This window comes from Achromobacter sp. Root565, from assembly GCF_001427425.1.
GTDB classification, from domain to species: domain Bacteria; phylum Pseudomonadota; class Gammaproteobacteria; order Burkholderiales; family Burkholderiaceae_B; genus Achromobacter; species Achromobacter spanius_D.
In genome coordinates this window covers 1,042,794-1,065,902 of sequence record NZ_LMGO01000001.1, presented here as the reverse complement: position 1 = coordinate 1,065,902, position 23,109 = coordinate 1,042,794, and the positions used below count along the sequence as shown (strand labels likewise).

At 66.8% G+C, this 23,109-nt stretch carries 22 protein-coding genes; 6 read left to right on the top strand and 16 right to left on the bottom strand.

The genetic code is table 11. The annotated features are described in order from the left end of the window. Window positions 1-13: 13 nt before the first annotated feature. Together ASD71_RS04785 and ASD71_RS04780 are read left to right on the top strand one after the other, a co-directional pair. Window positions 14-2,056, top strand: coding sequence for a lytic transglycosylase domain-containing protein (locus ASD71_RS04785; protein WP_162253564.1), 2,043 nt, complete (start codon window positions 14-16; stop codon window positions 2,054-2,056). After that, window positions 2,053-3,171, top strand: a complete 1,119-nt coding sequence (locus ASD71_RS04780) for a tRNA CCA-pyrophosphorylase (protein WP_056560417.1) — start codon at window positions 2,053-2,055, stop codon at window positions 3,169-3,171. The genes ASD71_RS04785 and ASD71_RS04780 overlap by 4 nt, the downstream gene beginning before the upstream one ends. 98 nt (window positions 3,172-3,269) lie before the next feature. On the opposite strand, the gene ASD71_RS04775 is transcribed toward ASD71_RS04780, so the two are convergent. The 6 genes from ASD71_RS04775 to nhaA all read right to left on the bottom strand — a co-directional run bounded on the left by ASD71_RS04775 (window position 3,270) and on the right by nhaA (window position 10,180). After that, window positions 3,270-4,457 carry a class I SAM-dependent methyltransferase gene (locus tag ASD71_RS04775; protein ID WP_056566418.1) on the bottom strand — a complete coding sequence of 396 codons (1,188 nt, stop codon included), beginning with the start codon at window positions 4,455-4,457 and terminating at the stop codon, window positions 3,270-3,272. Between the two features lie 403 nt (window positions 4,458-4,860). Beyond that, a complete protein-coding gene (locus ASD71_RS04770) occupies window positions 4,861-6,660 on the bottom strand; it encodes a DEAD/DEAH box helicase (protein ID WP_056560414.1) in 1,800 nt (599 codons plus the stop codon). Window positions 6,661-6,936: 276 nt separating this feature from the next. Then, complete coding sequence (locus ASD71_RS04765; RefSeq protein WP_056560411.1) at window positions 6,937-7,701, bottom strand: uracil-DNA glycosylase; 765 nt, start codon at window positions 7,699-7,701, stop codon at window positions 6,937-6,939. 53 nt (window positions 7,702-7,754) lie between these two features. Next, window positions 7,755-8,417, bottom strand: coding sequence for a thiaminase II (gene tenA, locus ASD71_RS04760; protein ID WP_056560408.1), 663 nt, complete (start codon window positions 8,415-8,417; stop codon window positions 7,755-7,757). 79 nt (window positions 8,418-8,496) lie between these two features. Then, entirely contained in the window at window positions 8,497-8,886 is a 390-nt protein-coding gene (locus ASD71_RS04755; RefSeq protein WP_056560406.1) for a DUF488 domain-containing protein, read from the bottom strand. A gap of 58 nt (window positions 8,887-8,944) precedes the next feature. Beyond that, entirely contained in the window at window positions 8,945-10,180 is a 1,236-nt protein-coding gene (gene nhaA / locus ASD71_RS04750; RefSeq protein WP_056566415.1) for a Na+/H+ antiporter NhaA, read from the bottom strand. A 393-nt stretch (window positions 10,181-10,573) separates the two neighbouring features. Between nhaA and ASD71_RS04745 the strand changes: the two genes are divergently transcribed. Then, a complete protein-coding gene (locus ASD71_RS04745) occupies window positions 10,574-11,749 on the top strand; it encodes a glycosyltransferase (protein WP_082578798.1) in 1,176 nt (391 codons plus the stop codon). A gap of 39 nt (window positions 11,750-11,788) precedes the next feature. Here the strand turns inward: ASD71_RS04745 and ASD71_RS04740 are convergent, their stop codons facing one another. From ASD71_RS04740 to ASD71_RS04725, 4 genes are all read right to left on the bottom strand, one after another. Next, window positions 11,789-12,253: an HIT family protein gene (locus ASD71_RS04740; protein WP_056560403.1), complete on the bottom strand. Its 465-nt coding sequence runs from the start codon at window positions 12,251-12,253 to the stop codon at window positions 11,789-11,791. After that, complete coding sequence (locus ASD71_RS04735) at window positions 12,250-12,699, bottom strand: GNAT family N-acetyltransferase (RefSeq protein WP_056560400.1); 450 nt, start codon at window positions 12,697-12,699, stop codon at window positions 12,250-12,252. The genes ASD71_RS04740 and ASD71_RS04735 overlap by 4 nt, the downstream gene beginning before the upstream one ends. Window positions 12,700-12,722: 23 nt before the next feature. After that, entirely contained in the window at window positions 12,723-14,189 is a 1,467-nt protein-coding gene (pap, locus tag ASD71_RS04730) for a polyphosphate:AMP phosphotransferase (RefSeq protein WP_056560397.1), read from the bottom strand. Between the two features lie 80 nt (window positions 14,190-14,269). After that, complete coding sequence (locus tag ASD71_RS04725; RefSeq protein ID WP_056560392.1) at window positions 14,270-15,133, bottom strand: MBL fold metallo-hydrolase; 864 nt, start codon at window positions 15,131-15,133, stop codon at window positions 14,270-14,272. 125 nt (window positions 15,134-15,258) lie between these two features. Here ASD71_RS04725 and ASD71_RS04720 point away from each other — a divergent pair, with 125 nt between their 5' ends. Genes ASD71_RS04720 through ASD71_RS04710 form a run of 3 tightly spaced genes read left to right on the top strand, consistent with a single transcriptional unit; the run spans window position 15,259 to window position 16,471 of the window. Then, window positions 15,259-15,594, top strand: a complete 336-nt coding sequence (locus ASD71_RS04720; protein WP_056560389.1) for a helix-turn-helix transcriptional regulator — start codon at window positions 15,259-15,261, stop codon at window positions 15,592-15,594. After that, entirely contained in the window at window positions 15,591-16,022 is a 432-nt protein-coding gene (locus ASD71_RS04715; protein WP_056560386.1) for a YeeE/YedE family protein, read from the top strand. Before ASD71_RS04720 ends, ASD71_RS04715 begins: the two co-directional genes overlap by 4 nt. Before the next feature lie 2 nt (window positions 16,023-16,024). Then, window positions 16,025-16,471, top strand: coding sequence for a DUF6691 family protein (locus tag ASD71_RS04710; RefSeq protein ID WP_056560382.1), 447 nt, complete (start codon window positions 16,025-16,027; stop codon window positions 16,469-16,471). A 26-nt stretch (window positions 16,472-16,497) separates the two neighbouring features. Here the strand turns inward: ASD71_RS04710 and ASD71_RS04705 are convergent, their stop codons facing one another. The 6 genes from ASD71_RS04705 to ASD71_RS04680 form a co-directional block, all read right to left on the bottom strand. Beyond that, window positions 16,498-17,766 (bottom strand): phenylacetate--CoA ligase family protein, encoded by a 1,269-nt coding sequence (locus ASD71_RS04705; RefSeq protein ID WP_056560379.1) that lies wholly within the window; start codon window positions 17,764-17,766, stop codon window positions 16,498-16,500. 81 nt (window positions 17,767-17,847) lie between these two features. Further along, entirely contained in the window at window positions 17,848-18,684 is an 837-nt protein-coding gene (locus tag ASD71_RS04700; protein ID WP_056560377.1) for an ABC transporter ATP-binding protein, read from the bottom strand. A 106-nt stretch (window positions 18,685-18,790) separates the two neighbouring features. Continuing rightward, the gene (locus ASD71_RS04695) at window positions 18,791-20,128 is read right to left on the bottom strand and encodes an ABC transporter substrate-binding protein (protein ID WP_082578797.1); all 1,338 of its coding nucleotides are present in this window, start codon (window positions 20,126-20,128) and stop codon (window positions 18,791-18,793) included. A 134-nt stretch (window positions 20,129-20,262) separates the two neighbouring features. Further along, a complete protein-coding gene (locus tag ASD71_RS04690; protein ID WP_056560374.1) occupies window positions 20,263-21,327 on the bottom strand; it encodes a branched-chain amino acid ABC transporter permease in 1,065 nt (354 codons plus the stop codon). A 25-nt stretch (window positions 21,328-21,352) separates the two neighbouring features. Continuing rightward, on the bottom strand, window positions 21,353-22,282 hold the full coding sequence (locus ASD71_RS04685) for a branched-chain amino acid ABC transporter permease (RefSeq protein WP_056560372.1): 930 nt from the start codon (window positions 22,280-22,282) through the stop codon (window positions 21,353-21,355). 24 nt (window positions 22,283-22,306) lie between these two features. Beyond that, window positions 22,307-23,104: an ABC transporter ATP-binding protein gene (locus ASD71_RS04680; RefSeq protein ID WP_056560369.1), complete on the bottom strand. Its 798-nt coding sequence runs from the start codon at window positions 23,102-23,104 to the stop codon at window positions 22,307-22,309. Window positions 23,105-23,109: the final 5 nt, after the last annotated feature.

The following is a 23,109-nucleotide window of genomic DNA, read 5'->3' as shown; positions in this document are numbered from 1 at the left end:
CGCCCGCTCCGGGCTGCACCGCTGGCTCCCGCTGGTGGCGCTGTTCACGGCAGCCTGTGCGCCTGTCGATGCGCAGCAGCGCAGCGCCGCCGTCAATCCCCAGCCTCAGCCTGCCGTGCAGGCCGCCCAGCCGATGATCGCGGTGCCGCCCGTGGCGCTGGCGGGCTTGCCGCCCACCGCCGAGACCCCCGCGCTGGCCGCCGTGGTTGCCGCGCGCGAGGCCATGAACCGCAAGCAGTGGTCCGTCCTGGGCGTGCTCGTGCCGCAGGCCAAGGGCGACCCGCTGGGCATGTACCCCGAATACTGGTTGCTGCGGTACCAGCTCTGGACGCCGCCCGCCTCGGGCCGTCCCGTCGCGGCCCTGCAGCAGTTCATCAACAGCAACGGCGACGCCTACCTGGCCGACCGCCTGCGCGGCGACTGGCTGCTGGCCGCCGCCCGCAGCGGCGACTTCGAAACGGTGCGCAAGCTCGCGCCCGTGAGGAACAGCAACGCGCAGATCGAATGCGCCATTCTGGACGGCAAGCACATGACCGGCCAGCGCGCCACGGCCGCGCAAGCGATGGCCGTCTTCGCGCCTGGCGGCGCATGCTGGGCGCTCTACGACCAGCTCGTGGCCGATGGCATCTTGGGTTGGGAGCAGCTCGAACCGCAGTTGCGCGACGCCATCGAGGCCAACAAGACCACTGACGCGCGCAAGTTCGTGCAGTACATGTTCGAGCCGCGCGACGTGAAGACCTACGACGTCCTGATGAAGGACCCCATGAAGTGGCTCACGCGGCAGGACCGCATGCCCGTTGGCCGCAACGAAAAGGAACTGGTCACGCTGGCGCTTGCCCGCCTGGCGCGATCGGACGTCAGCGTCGCCGATTCCTACCTGCGCCGCGAGTGGGCCAAGTCGATGTCCAAGTCGAACCTGGCCTGGGTGCGCGGCCAGTATGCGCTGGCCGCCGCGCTGGGCTTGGACAGCCGCGCCAACGACTGGTACCGCGAAGCCGGCCACATCCGCATGACTGAATACAACGCCGGCTGGAAGGTGCGTGCGGCGCTGCGCCAGCCCAAGATCGACTGGAAGTGGATCATCGAATCCATCGACGAAATGCCGGCCTCGCAGCAGGCAGAGACCGCATGGGTGTACTGGAAGGCGCGCGGCCAGGCCGCGCTGGGTCACAAGGAAAAGGCTCACGCCGCCTACGTCAGCATCGCCGACCGCTTCGACTTCTACGGCCAGCTTGCGGCTGAAGAACTTGGCCGCCGCATCAACGTGCCACCGCGCCCCGCGCCCATCAGCGACCGCGAGATCGCCGAGGCGCGCGCCAATCCGGGCCTGCAGCGCGCCGTGCTGCTGTTCCGCCTGGGCTGGCGTGCCGAAGCCGTGCCCGAGTGGAACTTCACCCTGCGCGGCATGAACGACCGTCAGCTCATGGCCGCCGCCGAGCTGGCCCGCGCCGAAAACATCTACGACCGCGTGGTCAACACGTCGGACCGCACCGAGAAGGAATTCGACTTCAGCCAGCGCTTCATCGCGCCATTCGAGGGCCGCGTCACGGCCAAGGCCAACGCCATCGCACTGGATCCGGCGTGGGTGTACGGCCTGATCCGCCAGGAATCGCGCTTCATCATGGATGCGCGTTCGCACGTGGGCGCCTCGGGTCTGATGCAGCTCATGCCCGCCACGGCCAAGTGGGTCGCCGGCAAGATCGGCATGAGCGACTTCACGCCGGGCAGTGTCAACGATTTCGACACCAATACCGAACTGGGCACCAACTACCTGAACATCGTGCTGCGCGACCTGAACGGCTCGCAGATGCTGGCCAGCGCGGGCTACAACGCCGGGCCGGGCCGGCCCCGCAACTGGCGCTCGACGTTCACGCATCCGGTCGAAGGCGCCATCTTTGCCGAGACCATTCCGTTCACGGAAACCCGCACGTACGTCAAGAACGTGATGTCCAACGCCACGTACTACGCGGCGATGTTCACCGGCCAGCCGCAATCGCTGAAGGAGCGCCTGGGCAGCATCGTGCCGGTGGGCACCGAAACCGCCGCGGCGCAATGACGCGCGATCCGGCCACCGAGGGCCTGCGCGCCTATGTCGTCGGCGGCGCCGTGCGCGATGCGCTGCTGGGCCTGCCGGCCGGCGATCACGATTGGGTCGTGGTGGGCGCCACCCCCGAGGACATGACGCGCCGCGGCTTCATTCCGGTCGGTGGCGATTTTCCCGTCTTCCTGCATCCCCGCACCAAAGAGGAATACGCGCTGGCGCGCACCGAACGCAAGTCCGGGCGCGGCTACAAGGGCTTCACCTTTTATACGGGCACGGACGTTACGTTGGAAGAAGACCTGCGCCGCCGCGACCTCACGGTCAACGCCATTGCGCAGGACGAAAACGGCCAGCTCGTGGACCCGTTGAATGGCGCGGTCGACCTGCGCGCCCGTGTATTCCGGCACGTGGGCGAGGCATTCGAGGAAGATCCCGTGCGCATTCTGCGCCTCGCCCGCTTTGCGGCGCGGTTTGGCGATTTCAGCGTGGCCCCGGAAACCCTGGAACTGTGCCGCCGTATGGTGGCGGCCGGGGAGGCCGATGCGTTGGTGGCCGAGCGCGTCTGGAAGGAACTGTCGCGCGGGCTGATGGCGCATACGCCTTCGCGCATGCTGGGCGTGCTGGCCGAATCCGGTGCGCTGGCGCGCGTGATGCCCGAATTGCAGGGCGTGGAGGAAGTCGGTCCGCAGGTGGACCGCGCCGCGCAACAGGGCTTGCCGCTGGCCAGCCGCTACGCACTGATGTGCCGCCTGACACCCGAGCGCGAGGCGCTTGGCCGCCGGATGCGTGTGCCCACGGAATGCAACGACTATGCGCGCCTCTTGCCTGACATGCTCGATGCGCTTGATGCCCTTGATGCGGTGGACGGCAAGCCGGAAGGCCCGGATGCCGAACTTGCGCTGATGGAGCGCGCGGACGCCTTGCGCAAGCCCGAACGCTTTTTTGAACTGCTGGATGCCGCGGCGGTCTTGCGCGCGGTGGATGTGCCTGCCTGGCAGGCGCGGGCGGCGGCGGTGCGCGGCGTGGACGCGGGCGCCATCGCCAAGGCATGCGCGGGCGAGCCGGCACGCATCAAGGAAAGTGTGCGCCAGGCGCGTCTGGCGCGTTTGGTGGATATGCAGGCAGGCTGATCCGGCCGGCCGCTGTGGCGCGCGCCGCAGCTACTTCGCAGCCGCTTGCCGCAGATACGCGCCGCGGCCGCTTACCGCGGTTGTCCGCTATTCGTCGTTTACAGCTTGCCCAGCCGGTCGCCGCGCGAGAACCCGGACAACGGCGCCGTCATGCCGCGGCCGATGGCCAGCACCTTGAACAATTCGCCCATCTCGGCCTCGGACAGCAGCTTCTGCACCGGCGCCACGGCTTGCGCGTAGGCCTGGGCATCGGACGGATCCAGCCCGGCCAGCAGATCCATCAATCCGGCGTTCATCAAGAAGCGGGCCTGCGACGTATAGCCCAGCACCTGCAGGCCCGCCGTCAGCGCGGCGTCCGCCATGGCCGTGAAATCCACGTGCGCGGTGATGTCCTGCAGGCCCGGCGCGGTGAAGGGGTCGCCATGCGCATGGTGGCGCAGGTGGCACATCAGCGTGCCGCCCGCGCGCTGCGGATGGTAATACTCGCTGCGCGGAAAACCGTAGTCCACCAGCAGGGCCGTGCCACGCTCGAGCCAGCTGCCCATGGCGGCAATCCAGGCCTCGCCCTGCAGATTGATTTCGGACACGTAGCCCGGCAGCGCGGGCATGCGCGCCGCGACCGCGGCCGCCAGGGCCGCGGGGGCCGGCCGGTCTTCCCACTTGAACCCGCCGTCCGCATCCAGGGCCACGCCGCGTTCCTGCACCTGGCCCGCATCGCTCCAGGCAAAGAGCGAGACGGGCATTGCGTCCAGCACTTCGTTGGCCAGCACGCAGCCCGAAAACGCGTGGGGCAACGAGTCCAGCCACTCCACCCGGTCGCCGAAGGGCGCCAGCCTTTCGGCTTGGCGCGAGCGCAAGTCCGCCGACACCTCCAGGATCCGGTAGCGCGTGCCGGGCAGGCCCAGCGCATCCAGTTCGCGCAGCACGCCTTCGGCCAGTGCGCCGGTGCCGGCGCCGAACTCCAACACGTCGTGCGTGCCCGTCTGGCGTAGCACCTCGGCCGTCTGGCGCGCGAGGGTGCGTGCAAACAGCGGCGTGAGCTGGGGGGCGGTCACAAAGTCGCCCGCGGGCGTCTTGCCGTCGTCGGCCGCGTCGGCCAGCTTGACGTTGCCCGCCGCGTAATAGCCTAGCCCGGGCGCATACAGGGCTTCCGCCATCCAGTGATCGAAGGGCAGCCAGCCGCCGTTGGTGGCGATCGCCGCGCGCAGATGCGCGGCAGCGGCCTCGCTGTGTTCAAGCGCGGCGGGGGGGAGCGTGGGCAGATTGGCGGGGGCGGGGCGTTGCATGGGCGCAGGAAACGTGGGCAAAACGGCATTGTCCCAAAAAAGCCTCCGTCCTGAACTGGCGGGAGATTTTTGTTGGAACTGGCGTAGACATTCCTGGACGGTGTCAGACACCCATGCTGCGCTGATGCAGCATGGACGGCGTCTCTGCGGGGTGTCAGACACCTCGGTTTGCGGCAACATGGCCGGTGTCAGCCCCCCCCTCCGGTTTGCGGCGACACGGCCGGGTGTCAGACACCTCGGTTTGCGGCAACACGGCCAGGTGTCTGACACCCCCACGAGTCGACCGTCAATCAGTTACGGCGCTGCGGGGTGTCTGACACCGGGTTCACAAGCGAAACCGCGCCAACGTCAAAAAAAAAGCCCCGCGGCATGGCCGCGGGGCTTTTTGAATCAGGCGCGAGGATCAGCCGCGGCGATCGTTCGACTTGCCGAAGCGCTTGGCGGGGGCGCCAGGACGCTTGTCGAACGAGGGCTTGCCACGGAAGCCGCCTTCGGGGCGATCACCGCCGCGGAAGCCGCCTTCGCGCTGGGGACGGTCGCCGAAGCTGGGGCGGTCGCCAAAGCTGGGACGCGCGTCGCGATCGCCACCGCGGAAGCCGCCTTCACGCGGGGCACGCTCGCTGAACGGGCGGGCATCGCGCTGGGGACGGTCGCCATAGCTGGGACGGTCGCCGAAGCTGGGACGCGAATCGCGGTCGCCGCCACGGAAGCCGCCTTCACGCTGGGGGCGGTCGCCGAAGGGACGATTGCCTTGGTAGCCGCCTTCGCGCTGGGGACGATCGCCGAAGCTGGGACGGTCACCGAAGGAACGCTGGGGACGATCGGCGAACGGACGGTCCTCGAACGGGCGGTTGCCCTGGTAGCCGCCTTCGCGCGGCTTGAATTCGCCACGCGGGCCGCCGAAGGAACGGCCTTCACGGGGGGCGCCATCACGCGGTGCGCCGTCGCGGTTGCCCGCAAAGCCGCCCGAATGACGCGAACCGCCGAAACCGCCGGGACGCTTGCCGAAAGGCTTGCCAAACGGCTTGCCGCCGCCGCCGCCGCCGGTGGACGGACGCGGGGTGCGCTTGGGTTCCAGACCGGCGATCACTTCAGGGGTGATGGACTGGCCGATGTAGTGTTCGATGCGACGGACCTTGTGGCGCTCCGAATGCGTGGCCAGCGTGAATGCCAGGCCGTTGCGGCCGGCGCGGCCCGTGCGGCCGATACGGTGCACGTAGTCTTCGGCTTGCATCGGCAGGTCGAAGTTGACGGCGTGGCTGATGCCTTGCACGTCGATGCCACGGGCCGCCACGTCGGTGGCGACCAGGATGCGCAGTTGGCCGCGCTGCAGTTGCGACAGCGTGCGGGTGCGTTGGCGCTGGTTCATGTCGCCGTGCAGGGCAGCGGCAGCAAAGCCTTGGTCGGCCAGGCGGTCGGCCAGGTCGTCCGCGCCGCGCTTGGTCGACGTGAAGACGATGGCTTGATCCAGCGAGGCGTCGCGCAGCACGTGATCCAGCAGTTGCATCTTGTGGCTGGCATCGTCCGCGTACAGCAGGCTTTGCGTGATGTTGGTGTGCTTTTCCTTGGCGCCGGCGATCTCGATGCGCTGCGGCTCGCGCATCATGCGCGACGCCAGCTTGGCAACGGTGCCGTCCAGCGTGGCCGAGAACAGCAGCGTCTGGCGGTCTTCAGGCAGACGCTCGACGATGGTCTCGATATCTTCGATGAAGCCCATGTCCAGCATGCGGTCGGCTTCGTCCAGCACCAGCGTGTGCACGGTGTTCAGCTTGACGCGGCCGGATTGCAGGTGGTCGATCAGGCGGCCGGGGGTGGCGACCAGCACGTCAACGCGGCGCGACAGCGCCTTCAGTTGCGCGCCGTAGGGCATGCCGCCCACGACGGTCGCGGTGCGCAGGTCGGCCAGCTTGCGGCCGTAGGTGGCGGTGGCGTCCGTGACTTGCAGGGCCAGTTCGCGGGTCGGGGTCAGCACCAGCACTTGCACGCCGACGCCCTTGTTGGCGGGCATCTGGGCGATGCGGTGCAGGGCGGGCAGCATGAAGGCGGCGGTCTTGCCGCTGCCGGTCTGCGAGGACACCATCAGGTCATGGCCGGCCAATGCTTGCGGAATGGCGGCGGCTTGAACGGAGGTGGGGGTGGTGAAGCCAGCTTCTTGAACGGCCGACAAAAGGGCGGGCGCGAGACCCAGGGATTCGAAAGACATTACTTTCCCTTGCCGCAAACAATGCGACGCAGTGCTTGGTCGGGCCAGGGGATTAGGCGGCCGGATCCAGGCGACGGTTGATGGAGCATCGTGCCGACCGGATCAACCATGCGCGTGGCGCGTTCTCTTGTACTGATGGAACGCAGGGCGAAAGGAAAGGGGTCAGGAATCGATGATAGTTCGGCATGGGGCCGGGGATAGGCTTCCCGGCAGACTGCAAAAAATTCCGCTAAATCAAGGCGGTAAATGCCGAACTCGTTTTGTGCAGTGCGGCGATCATAACCTGAATTCGCCCTGCAATGGAATTATTTTTTTGTCCAGTCCCCAATCAATAGGGTTTTTCCCTTGGTCCCGCAGCCAGTCATTGGTGGCCCGGAAATGGCCGCACCCAAGGAACGGCACAGGCGGGCGGCGGGCGGACAGGGGGGAGGGATGATTGGACATCAGGACGAGGTGGCCACTGTCGGGCGGAAGCAACAGTCGCTTGGCCTGCGCGTGAGCGCCCCACAGCATGAAGACCTTGGGCGAGGAGTCGCGCGCGACGTGCGCGATCAGGGCATCCGTCACCGTTTCCCAGCCGCGCTTGGCGTGCGAGGCGGGCTGGCCATCCTCTACCGTGAGCGCCGTGTTGAGCAGCAGCACGCCCTGGTCGGCCCAGGGGCTCAGGTCGTTGCCCGCCGGCACGCTCAAGTCCGGATAGTCGCGCGCGATCTCGTTGAAGATGTTGCGCAGGCTGGGCGGGCGCTTGCAGTCGTCCGGCACCGAAAACGCCAGGCCCTGCGCCTGGCCGGGGCCATGGTAGGGATCCTGGCCCAGAATCACGACGCGCACGTCCGACGGCGCCAGCCCATGCAGCGCGCGGAAGGGCGTGGCGGGATACACCACGGCGCCTTGCGCGAGGCGCGCTTCCACATGCGCGGTGGCGGCAGCCAGCGCGGCGGCGACGGCGGGGTCGGCGGATAGGGCGGCCTGCCAGGCGGCGGGCAGTTGCGCGGCCTGGGCGGCCAGGGCGTTGGACGTGAGGCGGTTGTCGATCGGCATGGGCGCGATTTTGGCACACCAACCCGGTCAGACCGGACAGCGGGCCATCCCGCTCAGACCGGCCAGCCGGCCTGCCGGTGCGCCGAATCCCAGAACATCCATTCGAGTTGGGCGGCATGGGTGTAGGCCTGGTGCATCGCGTCCACGGTCTGCGCCGAGGCCGTGTCTGCCGCGCGGTCCACGCTGGCGATCACGGCGCGGACCAGCGCGTGGAAATCGTCGCCGGCGTAGGTGTCGATCCACGCGGCGTACGGATTGGGCCGAACGGCGCGCGCGTGGATGTCGCGGCCGATCTCGGCGTAGATCCAGAAGCACGGAAGCAGGGCGGCCAGGGCGACCGGGTAGGGCGCGCTCCAGGCGGTGGCAATCAAAAAGCTGGTGTAGTGATGGCTCGCCGGCGTCAGCGGTGTGGCTTCGAAGGTGGTGGTGTCGATGCCGAACTGCTGCATGAAGCCCGCGTGCAGGCTGCGCTCGGCGACGACGGCGCCCTTGGCGGCCTCGGCAAACTGCACCACACCGTCGGCATCGTCGGCCTTGGCGGCGGCAATCGCCAGGGCCCGTCCGAACGCCACCAGATAGTGCGCGTCCTGGATCATGTAGTGCTTGAACGCGTCCTCGGCGAGCTGGCCGCTGGCCAGTTCGCGGTTGAAAGGCATGTCGCGCGTCTTTTCATAGAGCGCGGCGTTGCGGGCCCAGGCGTCGGAGCTGAAAGCCATGAAATTCCTCTTGGACGTAATCGTGCGGCGCGCGCGGGGTGCGGGCCGTTGGCGGGCGTAAGGGTAACAAGCGGGGCGTTTACGCCGCGCGCTTGCGGTGATGACGGGCGTAGTCGAGAAGGGCGTCGCGCAGCACCACCGCCTGGTTGTGCTCGGTATTGCGCGCGCCGAAAAGCAGGGTCAGGGGACGGTCGCCCGCGGCGTCCAGCAGGGCCGCCATGCGCGATTGCTGTTCGGGCGTGGCCAGTTCGGCCAGGTACTTGGCGTGGAAGTCGTCCCAGCGTTCCTCGATGTGGCTGAACCATTTGCAGAGTTCGGCGCTGGGCGCGATGTCGCGGGCCCATTCGTCCAGGCCCAGGTCTGCGCGGCGCAGCCCGCGCGGCCACATGCGGTCCACCAGGGCAAGGTAGTGTCCTTGCGGACCCGTGCCTTCATAGACGCGCTGCACGATGACGCTGGACGATTTCATGCCGGCTCCTGCGACTGAGGGTGCAGCCAGTCTACTGCACCCCCTGCCACGCGGCGGGTCAGCGCGCGCCGGAAGCTTGATTTCGCGCACCGGCGGCGCGCAGCAGGGCGAAGCCAGCCAGCGCGGACGCCAGCGAGCCCGTCAGCACGCCGATCTTGGTGGCGTCGACGGCGGCGGGATCGGTGAAGGCCAGCGCGCCGATGAAAAGGCTCATCGTGAAGCCGATGCCGCATAGCAGCGCCACGCCGTATAGCTGGGTAAACGTGGCGTGCCGCGGCAGGCTGGCGATGCCCGACTTGATGGCGAGCCAGGCAAAGCCGAACACGCCCAGCTGTTTGCCCAGGAAAAGGCCAAGCGCCACGCCCATCGGCACGGGTTGGGCCAGGCTGGCCAGCCCCATCCCCGCAAAGGACACGCCCGCGTTGGCAAAGCCGAATACCGGCACGATCAGCAGCGCCACGGGCTTGTGCAGCGCATGCTCCAGCGCGTGCAGCGGCGAATGGACGTGGGCGCCGCCCTGGTGCTGCGGGCGCAAGGGAATGGTGAGCGCCAGCGCCACGCCCGCCAGCGTCGCGTGGACGCCCGACTTCAAGACGAAATACCAGAGCACCGCGCCCAGCAGCAGGTACGGGGCCAGCCGCAGGACGCCGGTGCGGTTCAGGCAGACCAGGCAGACCAGCAGCGCGCCCGCCATACCCAGCGCGAACAGGTTGAGCTCCGACGTGTAAAAGAGCGCGATGATGACGATCGCGCCCAGGTCGTCCAGGATGGCCAGCGCGGTCAGGAAGATCTTGAGCGACGTCGGCACCCGGCTGCCCAGCAGCGCCAGAATGCCCAGCGCGAAGGCGATATCCGTCGCGGCAGGGATGGCCCAGCCACGCAAGGTCTCGGGACTGCCCAGGTTGACCAGCACATAGATCAGCGCCGGCACCGCCATGCCGCCCACGGCCGCGATGCCCGGCAATACGATGCGGCCGGCGCCCCGCAACTGGCCGTCCAGCATCTCGCGCTTGATCTCCAGTCCCACCAGCAGGAAAAACACGGCCATCAGGCCGTCGTTGATCCAGTGGAGCACGGTTTCCTTCAGCACGATGGGTCCCGCCTGAAAGCCCACCTTGGCGCCGAGCAGATCGAAGTAGGTTTGCGCCGCGCCGCTGTTGGCTACCACCAGGGCGGCCAGCGCCGCCAGCATCAAGACGTAGCCGCCCAGGGCTTCCGATCGGAGGAACGCTTGCAGGAAGGAGGGAGCGCGGCCGGGAGGGGTGGGCTCGAGCCCGTCAGGAGTGTGATGCATGGACGACATTCTGGCTCGCGGGGGTAAACCTGAATGTTAACTGAACGACCTGAATATGCGCCGCTATTTCGGGGAACTGCCGCTAACATCAGGGGAAGTCGCGTTATCTGCGCTTTATGCGCCAAAAACAGCCCGTTGAGACGCTTGTCGCGCCGCCTTGTTCTGGATTACATTCACTTAATCTCTGTGTAACAACCCTATGCAGGCCGACACCGTCGGCCTTTTTTGAACCCACGATCCTGTCGTGGCTTCGCCAGGCCGCCTGGCGCCCTTCGCCGTCATGCCGCCACATCACTTTTCACTCCTGCACCCCTCGCCCGGCCACGCCGGCACTTCCAGCCGCCCACGCGAGGGCATCGCGCAAGCCGCGCCCGACCGCCAGCGCCGCCGCCCATGCTGAGTTCCGCCGATCTCTCCGAGATGCACGCTGGAACGTGCGGCCGCCTGCGCATTCTGCATACCGAAGCGGCCACGGCATTCGGCGGCCAGGAATTCTGTATTTATAAGGAGATGGTCGCCATGCGCGAGCGCGGCCATCACCTGGAAGCCGTTTGCCAGCCGCACGCGGAACTGACGCAGCGTTTGCGCGATGCCGGGTTCACCGTGCACACCGTCAACATGGACGGCCCCGTGAACTTCATGCGCAGCGTGGCGTTCGTGCGGCGCGTGGCGGCCCGTGGCCGGTTCGACGTGGTCAACACGCACAGCCGCTGCGACACGGTGCGCGCCGCGATGGGCGCGCGCCTGGCGCGCACGCCGCTCATCGTGCGTACCCGCCACCTGGCCAAGCCGATCAACTCGCTGTACGCCTACACCTGGCTGGCCCACCGCGTCATCGCCGTGAGCCGGCACGTGCACCGCCAACTGCTGGATGGGGGCGCGCCGCCCAAGTCCGTCGCCACCATCCATTCCCCGATCGTGCTGCCCGAAAGCGATGGCCAGTGCAGTGTCCGGCAAGAGCTCGGATTGCCTGACAATGCCCTCGTGGTGGGCTGCGTGGCCGTCATGCGCGCTGAAAAGGGCCACGCCGACCTGATCGACGCCTTCCACCAGATCCAGGCGACGTTTCCGCAAGCCCATCTGGTGCTTGCCGGAGACGGCATGCCGGTGTTCGAGCGCCTGAAGGCGCAGGTGGAATCGCTGGGGCTGGCGTCGCGCGTGCACTTTCTGGGCCGGCGTCATGATATCGGCAACGTATTGCAGGCGTTCGACGTGTTTGCCTTGCCGACCCACCGCGAAGCCTTTGGCACGGCATTTGTCGAAGCCGCCGCCATGGGGGTGCCCGTGATCGGCACCGACGTGGGCGGCGTGCCTGAAACCATGCAGGCCGGCGTGACCGGTCTGCTGGTGCCGCCGCGAGACCCGGCCGCGCTGGCCGCGGCGCTGGAAAGCCTGCTGGCCGATCCCGAACGCCGCCGCCGCATGGGCGAGGCGGGCCGTGAATTCATTCGCGGCCAGGGCCTGTTCAGCGTCGATCGCACGGCGCAGTTGGTCGAGTCGGTGTACGCGCGCTGGCTGGGTGAACGTCGCGGGCCGGCCCCCGCCACGCCTAGCGGCTCAATGTCCTGACAGGATCGATGTCCTGCCAGGCTCAATGACCGGCCAGGCTCAATGCCACAGCAGCGCGTTCATGGCTTCGACCAGACGGTCGCGGTAACGGGGTAGCAGCGCTCGCACCTGCTCCTGCCGGTCCTTCCAGGAATCCGGCTCGGCGCCTGGCGCAATGCGCGGCGCCGCCCAGATCGGGTCCGGAAAGTGCCGGTCGCCGCGCCAGCGCGGGATCACGTGCCAATGCAGATGCGGCACCATGTTGCCCAGCGACGCCAGGTTGATCTTGTCCGGCGTCAGGATCGCCTGCTGCGTTTCCTCGACGACATACACCGCCCGCATGAGCAGGTCGCGCCCGTGCGTCGACAGGCTGGTCATCTCGGCCAGGTGACCGTTCCAGATCACGCGCGTGAAGCCCGGATAGTCGGCGTCCTCAACCTCGATGATGCGCAGATGCGGTCCGCGCCATAGCAGCGTGCCGCCGTCTTCCTGGCACAGCGGGCAGTTGGGATCGCGCGCGCTCAAGTCATCACCTTGCGGTACTGGATGAAGCCGGACCGGTCGGCGATGCGGTCGTAGAGCTGCATGGCGGTCGCGTTGGTTTCGTGCGTCAGCCAATAGACGCGGGCGCAGTTGGCTGCGACGGCTTCGGCGTAGACGTGTTCAATCAGCTTGCGGCCCGCGCCCGTGCCGCGCGCGTCCTGGTCCACGTAAAGGTCCTGCAGGTAGCAGTAGTCGCCGGCGGTCCAGGTGGAGCGATGAAAGATCCAGTGCACCATGCCGACGGCGCGGCCGCTTTCATAGACCAGCGCCGCGTGCATGGGCTCGGCGGGATCCAGGAAGCGCGCCCAGGTGTTGCGCGTGACGGCGTCGTCGATGCTGACGCGGTAGAAATCCTGGTAGCCCTTCCACAGGGGCAACCAGGCGTCGAAGTCGGTGGCGACGATGGAACGGATTTCTGCGGTACTCATGGCGCAAGGCCTCCTGACGGTCTTCAGAGTTGGGTTTCCATGGCGTCGACGATATGCCGCAGCACCTGCAGGCGAGCGTAACGCTTGTCGTTGGCCGACACCAGATGCCACGGCGCGTGGGCCACGTCGGTGCGCATCATCATCTCGTTGGCCGCCGCCGCGTATTCTTTCCACTTGTCGCGGTTGCGCCAGTCGTCGGGCGTGATCTTGAAGTTCTTGAACGGCGATTTCTCGCGCTCGTGAAAGCGCTTGAGCTGTTCATCAGGCGTGACGGCCAGCCAGAACTTCAGCACCAGCGTGCCGCTGGCGGCAAGCTGTTCCTCGAAGTCGTTGATCTCGGCGTACGCGCGGCGCCAGCGGGCGGGCGGTGTCAGCTTTTCGACGCGCTCGACCAGCACGCGTCCGTACCACGAACGGTCGAAGATGCCGATGCGGCCATGGCTTGGAATGCAGCGCCAGAAACGCCACAGATAGGGCCGGGCCAACTCCTCGGTCGTGGGCGCGGATATGGGCGTGATGTCGACCTGCCGGATGTCCAGCGCGTGGGTGACGCGGCGGATGGCGCCGCCCTTGCCGGCGGCATCCTGCCCCTCGAACACCAGGATCAGGGAGCGATTCCTGAACTTGTCGGACCTGGCGGCGCGCGCCAGCCGGCCCTGCAGCAGGCCGAGTTCGGCCTCGTAGTCTTCCTTGTCCACCTTTGCGTCGTAGTCCAGCTTGCCCAGCCGGTCCACGATGCGCGTCGTGCTGGAATGCGCCACAAAAGCGGGCGGCAGGCGGGGCACGCCGCGCCGGCGCAGGGCGCCGAGCACCGCCTCGGCCGTGCGCGCGGCGCGCATGTTTTCGTCGGCGCTGGGAATCACCACCCACGGCGCATGGCCGCAGTCCGTGTGATTGAGGACGACGTGGGCGCCGGCCCGGATGCGGTCGTACCGCTTGTTGACCTTCATGTCGACCGGGCTGACCTGCCAGGCCGTATCGGGGTTGGCCAGCAGGCGCTGCGTACGCGTCTTCTGCGCCTTGGCGGACAGGTGGAACCACAGCTTGATGATCTGCACGCCTTCGGCGGCCAGCATGGTCTCAAAGCGCATGATGGCGGCCGAGTGCGCTTCGATCGCGTCCGCGTTGGGCTTCTTGCGCACGGCTTCGATCAAGAGCGGCGTGTACCAGGAGCCGAACACGATGCCCGTGCTGCCCTTGGGCGGCAGATCGCGCCAATAGCGCCACAACGGCGGCCGCTCGAGCTCGTCGCCTTCGCGCGGGCCATAGGCCAGCGTGCGGATGTGGCGCGGGTCCATCCATTCGTTCAGCAGATTGATCGTGGCGCCCTTGCCGGCGCCGTCGATGCCGGCCACGACGATAAGCAACGTCTTGTCGGCCTGCCGCAGCCGTTCGTACTGCGCATTGAGCAGCGCGACCCGCAGCCGCGCTTCGAGCGCTTTGAATTCGTCTTTGGACAGGGTGGGGTCGGCTTCGGCTTCGGCGAACATGGATGCGTCGGATCGGGTGGCTGCGATCGGGCGATCTTGCGGGATAAGGCCGTGCGGCGCAAGTACGCCGCGGCCGGGCGTCAGAGCGCGTTCACGGGAATCTTGAGATAACGCACGCCGTTGTCCTCGGGGGGCGGGAAATGGCCCGCGCGGATGTTCACCTGGATCGCGGGCAGGATCAGCGTGGGCATCGACAGCGTGGCATCGCGCCGCGTGCGCATGGCGACGAATTCGTCTTCGGTAATGCCGTCGCGCACGTGGATGTTGCCCCGGCGCTGGCCGGCCACGGTGGTTTCCCAGGCGGCCTCGCGGCCTGCTGGCGGATAGTCGTGGCACATGAACAGCCGCGTGTCGTCAGGCAGGCTCAGCAGTCGCTGGATCGACTGGTACAGCAGATGCGCGTTGCCACCCGGAAAATCGCAGCGCGCCGTGCCGACATCCGGCATGAACAGCGTGTCGCCCACAAATGCCGCATCGCCGATCAGATAGGCCATGTCGGCCGGTGTATGGCCCGGCACGTGGATGGCCGTGGCGGTCAGCGCCCCGATCTGGAAGGTCTCGCCGTCGGCGAACAGGTGGCCGAACTGCGAGCCGTCGAGCTGGAATTCCGGCTCCAGATTCAGGATGGTCTTGAAGACGCCCTGCACGGTGCGGATGCTCTGGCCGATGGCGATGACGCCGCCCAGCTGGCGCTGCAAGTAGGGCGCCGCCGACAGGTGATCGGCATGGGCGTGGGTTTCCAGCAGCCAGACCGTCCGCAGGCTGCGCTCGCGCACGTAGTTCACCACGCGGTCGGCGTTGGCCGTATTGCTGCGGCCGGATTTGGGATCGTAGTCCAGCACCGAATCGATGATGGCGCATGCGCCGCCGGGCGCCGGCTCGTGAACGACGTAGGTGATGGTGGCAGTGACGGGGTCGAAGAAGGCCTGGATATGCGGGTTCATGGGGGCTCGCGTGAAGGCCGCGTAGGCGGACCGATCAGGTCAATTTACGAAATCAAATAATATTTGCGCATAGTTTATTCATAAATATAATGACGCCGCCATCCCCACGTGTCCGACACCCAGCCATGAACGCTCCCCTTACCGACTGCGAAGTTGCCGTCCTGCGCGAGTCCGCCACGCAGGCCTGCGCACTGCTCAAGGCGCTAGCCAACGAAGACCGCTTGCTGCTCTTGTGCCAGCTGGTCCAGAATGAACGCAACGTCGGCGAGCTGGAGTCGCTGACTGGCATCCGCCAGCCCACGCTCTCGCAACAGCTTGGCGTGCTGCGCGACGAAGGTCTGGTCGCGACGCGGCGCGAGGGCAAATACGTCTATTACCAGATGGCCAGTTTCGAGGTCAGCCAGGTGATGAAAACGCTATCCAGTTTGTACTGCGGACGCGCCATGGCGTCACTCAAATGAATGTGGACTGGTCCGCCTTCACCCCGGGCGCCGGCACGGCGGGCGGCCTGCTGATCGGCGCCGGCGCGGTGCTGCTGATGCTGGGCGCGGGTCGCATCGCGGGCATCAGCGGCATCGTGGGCGGGTTGCTTGCGCCCGAGCGCGGCGGCGGCTGGCGCATCGCTTTCCTGCTGGGGCTGTGCGCCGCGCCCTGGTTGTTCCGCCTCTTTTCCGACCTGCCTTCCATCACGGTCGAGGCCAGCACGCCGCGCCTTATCGTCGCGGGTCTGCTGGTCGGCATCGGCACGCGCTACGCGTCCGGCTGCACCAGCGGACATGGCGTGTGCGGCCTGTCGCGCGGCTCGCGCCGGTCGCTGGCGGCGACGCTGATCTTCATGGCCGCGGGGTTCGCCACGGTCTACGTGCTGCGGCACATGGCGGGTGTCTGACAATGGCCGCGCTCTACGCCTTCGTCGCCGGGCTCATCTTCGGGCTGGGCTTGCTCATCTCGGGCTTGGCGGACCCGGCGCGCGTGCTGGGATTTCTGGATCTGGCCGGGTTGTGGAATCCCACCCTGGCATTCGTGATGGGCGGCGCCGTGCTGGCGACCAGCGTCGGCTATGCGCTGGTGCGGCGGCGGCGGGCGAGCCTGTCCGGCGAGCCCATGCGCTGGCCGCAAGCCAGCCGGCTCGATGCGCGGCTGGCTGCCGGCAGCCTGACATTCGGGGTGGGTTGGGGCCTGGCGGGTTTCTGCCCCGGTCCGGCGCTGGTCGCCGCGGCGGCCGGCATCGGTGACGCGGCCGTGTTCGCTGGGGCGATGATCGCCGGCATGGGCATACACGCCTTCATCACGCGGGCTTCGCGCCGTGAGGGCGGCGCCGCGAGCCCGCGCGGCTAGCTACGCTTAACCGCGCGCCTGATCGCCTATTCGTATGTCCGGATGTCGTCGATGACCTTGCCGTCGTTTGGCAGGCCACCCTCGGCCACCCATTCCACGTCGGCGCGCAGCTTGGTCACGTCGCGCGCCGAATCGGCAATGCGGCGGGCCAGCTCGTCGTTCTGCTCGCGCGATTCCACCTTCAGCACCATCCGGTCCGACCCGGTGCTGCCGCTGATGACGAGCCGCGCGCGCAGGATTTCCGGATGCCGCCGCGCCACGTCCGCCACCTGCGACGGATGCACGAACATGCCGCGCACCTTGGTGGTCTGGTCGGCGCGTCCCATCCATCCCTTGATGCGCGTGTTGGTGCGCCCGCATGGCGAAATGCCGGACATCACCGCCGACAGGTCGCCAGTGCCAAACCGCACGAGCGGGTAATCGGGATTCAGAGTGGTCACCACGACCTCGCCGACTTCGCCTGCCGGCACGGGCTCGCCGGTGCCCGGACGCACGATCTCGACAATGATGTCCTCGCCCACCACCAGCCCTTCGCGGGCGGGCGTCTCGAACGCGATCATGCCCAGGTCGGCGCTGCCGTAGGCCTGGTAGCCGTCGATGCCGCGCGCCGCCAGCCAGTCGCGCAGCGAAGGCGGGAAGGCCTCGCCGGAGACCAGCGCGCGCCGCAATGAATCGAGCTTGACGCCCAATTCATCGGACTTCTCCAGGATGATCTTCAGGAAGCTCGGCGTACCCGTGTAGCCGCTGGGCGCCAAGTCCTGGATCGCGCGCACCTGCTGCTCGGTCTGCCCGGTGCCGCCGGGGAACACGGTGCAGCCCACGGCGTGGGCGGCGGTTTCCATCATCGAGCCGGCCGGCGTGAAGTGGTACGAAAAGCAGTTGTAGGCCAGCTCGCCGGCGCGAAAGCCCGCCGCGTACAGGGCGCGCGCGAAGCGCCAGTAATCCGACCGCGCGCTCTCCGGTTCGTAGATCGGGCCGGGCGAGGCGAACACGCGCATCGCTTCGCCCCAGCCGATTGCGGAGAAGCCGCCGAAGGCTTTTTCGGGACCGGCGGGCCGGGCGCCGTCGTCGCGGCTGTGTTGCTGGCGTTCCAGCAGTTCGTGTTTGCGCAGTACCGGCAACCGGGCCAGCGCCTCGCGCGAGGTGATCGTGGCGGGGTCCACGCCGCGCAGTTGCTCGGCGATGGCCGGCGCGCGCGCGATCGCCCGCGCAATCGTCCCGGGCAGGGCGGCCATCAGTTCGCGCTCGCGTTGCTCGGGCGCTCGGGTTTCGCGGTCATCGAAAAACTCGGACATGGAATCGCACCTTCTCGTGTGCCGGTTTGCGGCGCCGTTGCCGGCGCCATGCGGCAAGCGCTGGCTTGCCCGCGTCGGGAATCAGGCCAGCCAGCGTTTGCGGCGGCGGTAGAACTTGTTGTCTCGGAAACTCTTGCGTTCGCCGCTGGAAATGCCCAGGTAGAACTCCTTCACGTCCTCGTTCTGCGCCAGGTCGGCGGCCGCGCCGTCCATCATCACGCGCCCGTTTTCCAGGATGTAGCCGTAATCGGCGTAGCGCAGCGCGATGTTGGTGTTCTGCTCAGCCAGCAGGAAGCTCACGCGCTCGCGCTGGTTCAGGTCGCGCACGATCTCGAAGATCTCTTCCACGATCTGCGGCGCCAGGCCCATCGACGGTTCGTCCAGCAGGATCATGTTGGGGTTGGCCATGAGTGCGCGGCCGATCGCGGTCATCTGCTGCTCGCCGCCCGAGGTGTAGCCGGACTGGCTGGTGCGGCGCTGCTTCAGGCGCGGAAAATACTGGTAGACCCGCTCCAGCGCGGCGCTGGTGTCGCCCCGGCTCATGCTGCGCGTATAGGCGCCCGTCAGCAGGTTTTCCTCGATGGTGAGGTGGGCAAAGCAATGCCGGCCTTCCATCACCTGCACGACGCCGCGCTTGACCAGTTCGGCCGGCGTCAGGCGTTCGATGCGTTGGCCGCGGAACTGGATGTTGCCCTTGGTGACGTCGCCGCGCTCGCCCTTGAGCAGGTTCGAGATGGCGCGAAGCGTCGTGGTCTTGCCCGCGCCGTTCGCGCCCAGCAGCGCCACGATTTTGCCTTCCTGCACCTGCAGGGACACGCCCTTGAGGACCAGGATCACGTGGTTGTAGATCACCTCGATGCCGTTCACATCGAGCAGCACCTGGGGGGCGTCGGCGGCGGCAATATTGGCGTCGTTCATAAACCTTCCTGCAGCGTGGCGGCGGCCGGCCGGAAAGCCGGCCGCCGGTTCATATCAACCTGCGTTGCGCACCCGCGGCAAACACGCCGCGGGCGCTCCAGGAGCATTACTCACATTTGCGGGGCGTAATGTTCTTTTCCTTGGCGTACTTGGCCGCCGATTCCTTGACCATCGGGTCGAGGATCGCCTTGTCGGCCTGATACCAGTCGGAAACGACCTTGAACTTGGAACCGTCCCACTGCACGATGCGGGCCCAGTCGTCGCCCTTGTGATTCGCGCACGAGGTCTTGACCGGACGCATGATCTGGCCAAAGCCCAGCTTGTCGAGCTTTTCCTGAGTCAGGTCCAGATTCTCGAAGCCCCAGCGCACCTGCTCGGGCGTCAGCGCCTTGCCCTTGCCGTACTTCTCCTGCGCGGCGCGGATCGCTTCCACCTGCAGCATCGAGATCATCATGCCGCGCGTGTGAGCGATGGTGCCCAGCGTGGTCTTGCCGGTCTTGTCCGCGCCCTGGCCCTTGTCGTAGACGTACTTCTTCAGATCGTCGTAGACCTTGTCGCTGTCGGCGCCGCTGTTGTGGATGGTGATGGCGTTGTAGCCCTTGGCGACATCGCCCAGGTCCTTGACGTCGCCTTCGGAGCCGGCCCACCAGATCGCGTACATCTTGTCGCGCGGATAGCCGCTGGCCTGTGCTTCGCGGATGGCGGTGGGCGTCATGATGCCCGCACTCCACAGCAGCACGTAGTTCGGACGCGCCTGGCGGATCTGCAGCCAGGTGGACTTCTGCTCCACGCCAGGGGCGGTCACGGGGTAGAGCAGCAGTTCGAAGCCTTCCTTGGCCGCGCGCTTTTGCAGTAGCTGAATCGGCTCCTTGCCGTACGGCGAGTCGTGATACACCAGGGCGATCTTCTTGCCCTTGAGCTTGTCCATGCCGCCTTCTTTCTTGGCGATGTCCTGGATCATTACGTCGGCGGCGGTCCAGTACGTGCCCAAGAGCGGGAAGTTCCACTCGAACACGCTGCCATCCACCGACTGCGACAGGCCGTAGCCCATGGTTTCCACAGGCACCTTGTCGATGATCGCCTTGTCGCTGACCGCAAACGTGATGCCGGTGGACTGGGTATCGAAGCCCGATGCGCCGGTGCCCTTGCCCTTCAGGCGCTCGTAGCATTCCACGCCGCGGTCCGTGGCGTAGGCGGTCTCGCACTCTTCATACGTGATCTTGACGCCATTCACGCCGCCATCGCGCTCGTTGACGAGCTTCAGGTAATCCAGCTTGCCGTCGGCCCAGGGAATGCCCAGCGGCGCGAACGATCCCGTGCGATACACCAGCAACGGAACGAACTGCTCTTCGGCCGCCATTGCCGGCGTGGCCACGGCGCCTGCGGCGCCGGCTGCGGCCATCAAGGCTGCCGCCAACTTCAGGTTAAGACGCTTCATCTCCATTTACCTCCTGCGTGGTGTTTGGGTCGGTCAACCCTGTGACACCGGGATTGGCCCGGTCTTGAGCCGGGTATTCGGGGCGGGGGTCCAGCGCGGTTGTGCTGCGATGGACCCACGGAAATCAAAACGAAACACGATCAGTGCGGGAACGGCCAGATCCTGAGCTTCTCCTTGCCGATGCTCCACAGCCGCGCCAGGCCGTGCGGCTCGGCGATCAGGAAGAACACGATCAGCGCGCCGAACACCATGTGCTCGATATGGGCCGCGGTGTCCACCGACAGCGGCAGGCCCAGCATGTGCGGGATGTTGGACAGCGCTACCGGCACCAGCACGATGAACGCCGCGCCGAAGAAGCTGCCGATGATCGAACCCAACCCGCCGATGATGACCATGAACAGCAGCTGGAACGAGCGGCCCAGGTCAAATGCCAGCGGCTCCCACGAACCCAGGTGGATGTAGCCCCACAAGGCGCCCGCCACGCCGACGATGAACGAACTGACCGCGAACGCCGTCAGCTTGGCGTACATGGGCCGGATGCCGATGACCGATGCCGCCACGTCCATGTCGCGGATCGCCATCCACTGGCGTCCGATGGCGCCTCGCACCAGATTCTTGGCCAGCAGGCTGAAGACGACGACCAGGATCAGCACGAACAGGTACTTCTCCATGGCGCTTTGCACCGGCAGCCCGAAGGCCGTGAGCGGCGGCACCGACACGCTTCCCGAGGGCGAATAGTTGGTGAAGAAGGGGATGCGCAGGAACGCCCAGTCCACGAAAAACTGCGCCGCCAGTGTCGCCACCGCCAGATACAGCCCGCGGATGCGCAAACTGGGGATGCCGAAGATCACGCCGACGATGGTGGCAAAGCAGCCGCCCAAGAGGATCTGCACCACGAGCGGCATGCCGGGAAAGCGCACGCCGAAGTTCCAGGCGGCATACGCGCCCACCGCCATGAAGGCGCCCGTGCCCAGCGAGATCTGTCCGCAGTAGCCGACCAGGATGTTCAGGCCCACGGCGGCCAGCGCCAGGATCAGGAACGGAATCAGGATGGCGCGCAGCAGGTAGTCGCTGGCCATCGCCGGAACGACGATGAACGCCACCGCCATCAGCAGCCAGATGAAGACGCGGTCCTGGCGGATCGGGAAGATCTGCTGGTCAGCGCGATAGCTGGTCTTGAATTGGCCGTTTTCGCGATAGAACATTTTTTATCCTTGGTGAGCCGCGGGCTTAGACGCGGTCGATGATCTTCTCGCCGAACAGCCCTTGCGGACGGAACAGCAGGAACACCAGCGCCAGCACGTAGGCGAACCAGATTTCGATGCCGCCTCCCACAAGCGACCCCAGATAGACCTCGGACAGCTTTTCCCCCACGCCGATGATTAGGCCGCCCAGGATGGCGCCCGGCACGGACGTCAGGCCGCCCAGGATCACCACCGGCAGCGCGCGCAGCGCGGCGGTGGACAGCGTGAATTGCACGCCGAACTTCGATCCCCAGATGATCCCCGCCACCAGCGCCACCAGCCCGGCCACGCTCCACACGATCACCCAGATGCGGTTCAGCGGAATGCCGATCGACTGCGCGGCCTGGTGGTCGTCGGCCACGGCCCGCAGCGCGCGGCCGGTCGAGGTGTATTGGAAGAACAGCGCCAGCGTCGCCACCAGCAGCGCGGCGATGACCGCGGCTGTCAGGTCTTCGAGGTTGATGAGCAGCCCTCCCTCGAACACCGATTCCAGAATCATCAGCGGATCCTTGGGCATGCCGACGTTGATGGAGTACACCGAGCTGCCGAACGTGATCTGGCCCAATCCATCCAGGAAATAGCTGATGCCCAGCGTCGCCATCAACAGCGTCGTGGCCTCCTGGTTGACCAGGTGGCGCAGCACGAAGCGCTCGATCGCCACTGCCAGCAGGAACATCACGATCGCGCTGACGATGAACGCCAGCACGTTGGCCAGGATCATGTTGTCAAAGCCCAGCCAGCGCGGCAGCCATTCCGAGAAGCGCGCCATCGACAGCGCCGCCACCAGCACCATCGCGCCCTGCGCGAAGTTGAAGACGCCGGACGCCTTGAAGATCAGCACGAAGCCCAGGCCGATCAGCGCGTACAGCATGCCGCTCATCAGGCCGCCGAATAAGGTCTCTAGAAAAAATCCCATGTCTTTCCGCCTTGGTTGTCCGGCTTAGTGCGACACGCCGAGATAGGCGCGGATCACATCCTCGTTCGCCCGAACTTCGTCGGGTTTGCCGTCGCCGATCTTCTTGCCGTAGTCCAGCACGACCACGCGATCCGAGATGTCCATGACCACGCCCATGTCGTGCTCGATCAGCACGATGGTCGTGCCGAACTCGTCGTTCACATCCAGAATGAAGCGGCTCATGTCCTGCTTCTCCTCGATGTTCATGCCGGCCATCGGCTCGTCCAGCAGCAACAGGCGCGGCTCCATCGCCAGCGCGCGGCCCAGGTCGACGCGCTTTTGCAGGCCGTAGGGCAGGCGCCCCACCGGCGTCTTGCGATAGGCCTGAATTTCAAGGAAGTCGATGATGTTCTCGACGAACTCGCGGTGCTGCATCTCTTCGCGCTCGGCCGGCCCCAGGCGGAACGCCTGCGCCAGCAGACCGCTCTTCATGCGCAGATTGCGGCCGGTCATGATGTTGTCCAGCACGCTCATGCCCTTGAACAGCGCCAGGTTCTGGAACGTGCGCGCGATGCCCATTTCGGCGGCGCGGCGCGGGTTCATTCGCGAAAACCGCTCGCCGCGGAACGCGATGCCGCCTTGCTGCGGCGTGTACACGCCGTTGATGACGTTGAGCATCGAGCTCTTGCCCGCGCCGTTGGGTCCGATGATGGCGCGGATCTCGTGCTCGCGCACGTTGAAGGAAATGTCGGTCAGCGCCTTCACGCCGCCGAAAGACAGGGAGATGTTCTGCATGTCCAGCATGACATCGCCGATACGCTGGTCGCGGTCGTTATGGCTCATGTTCT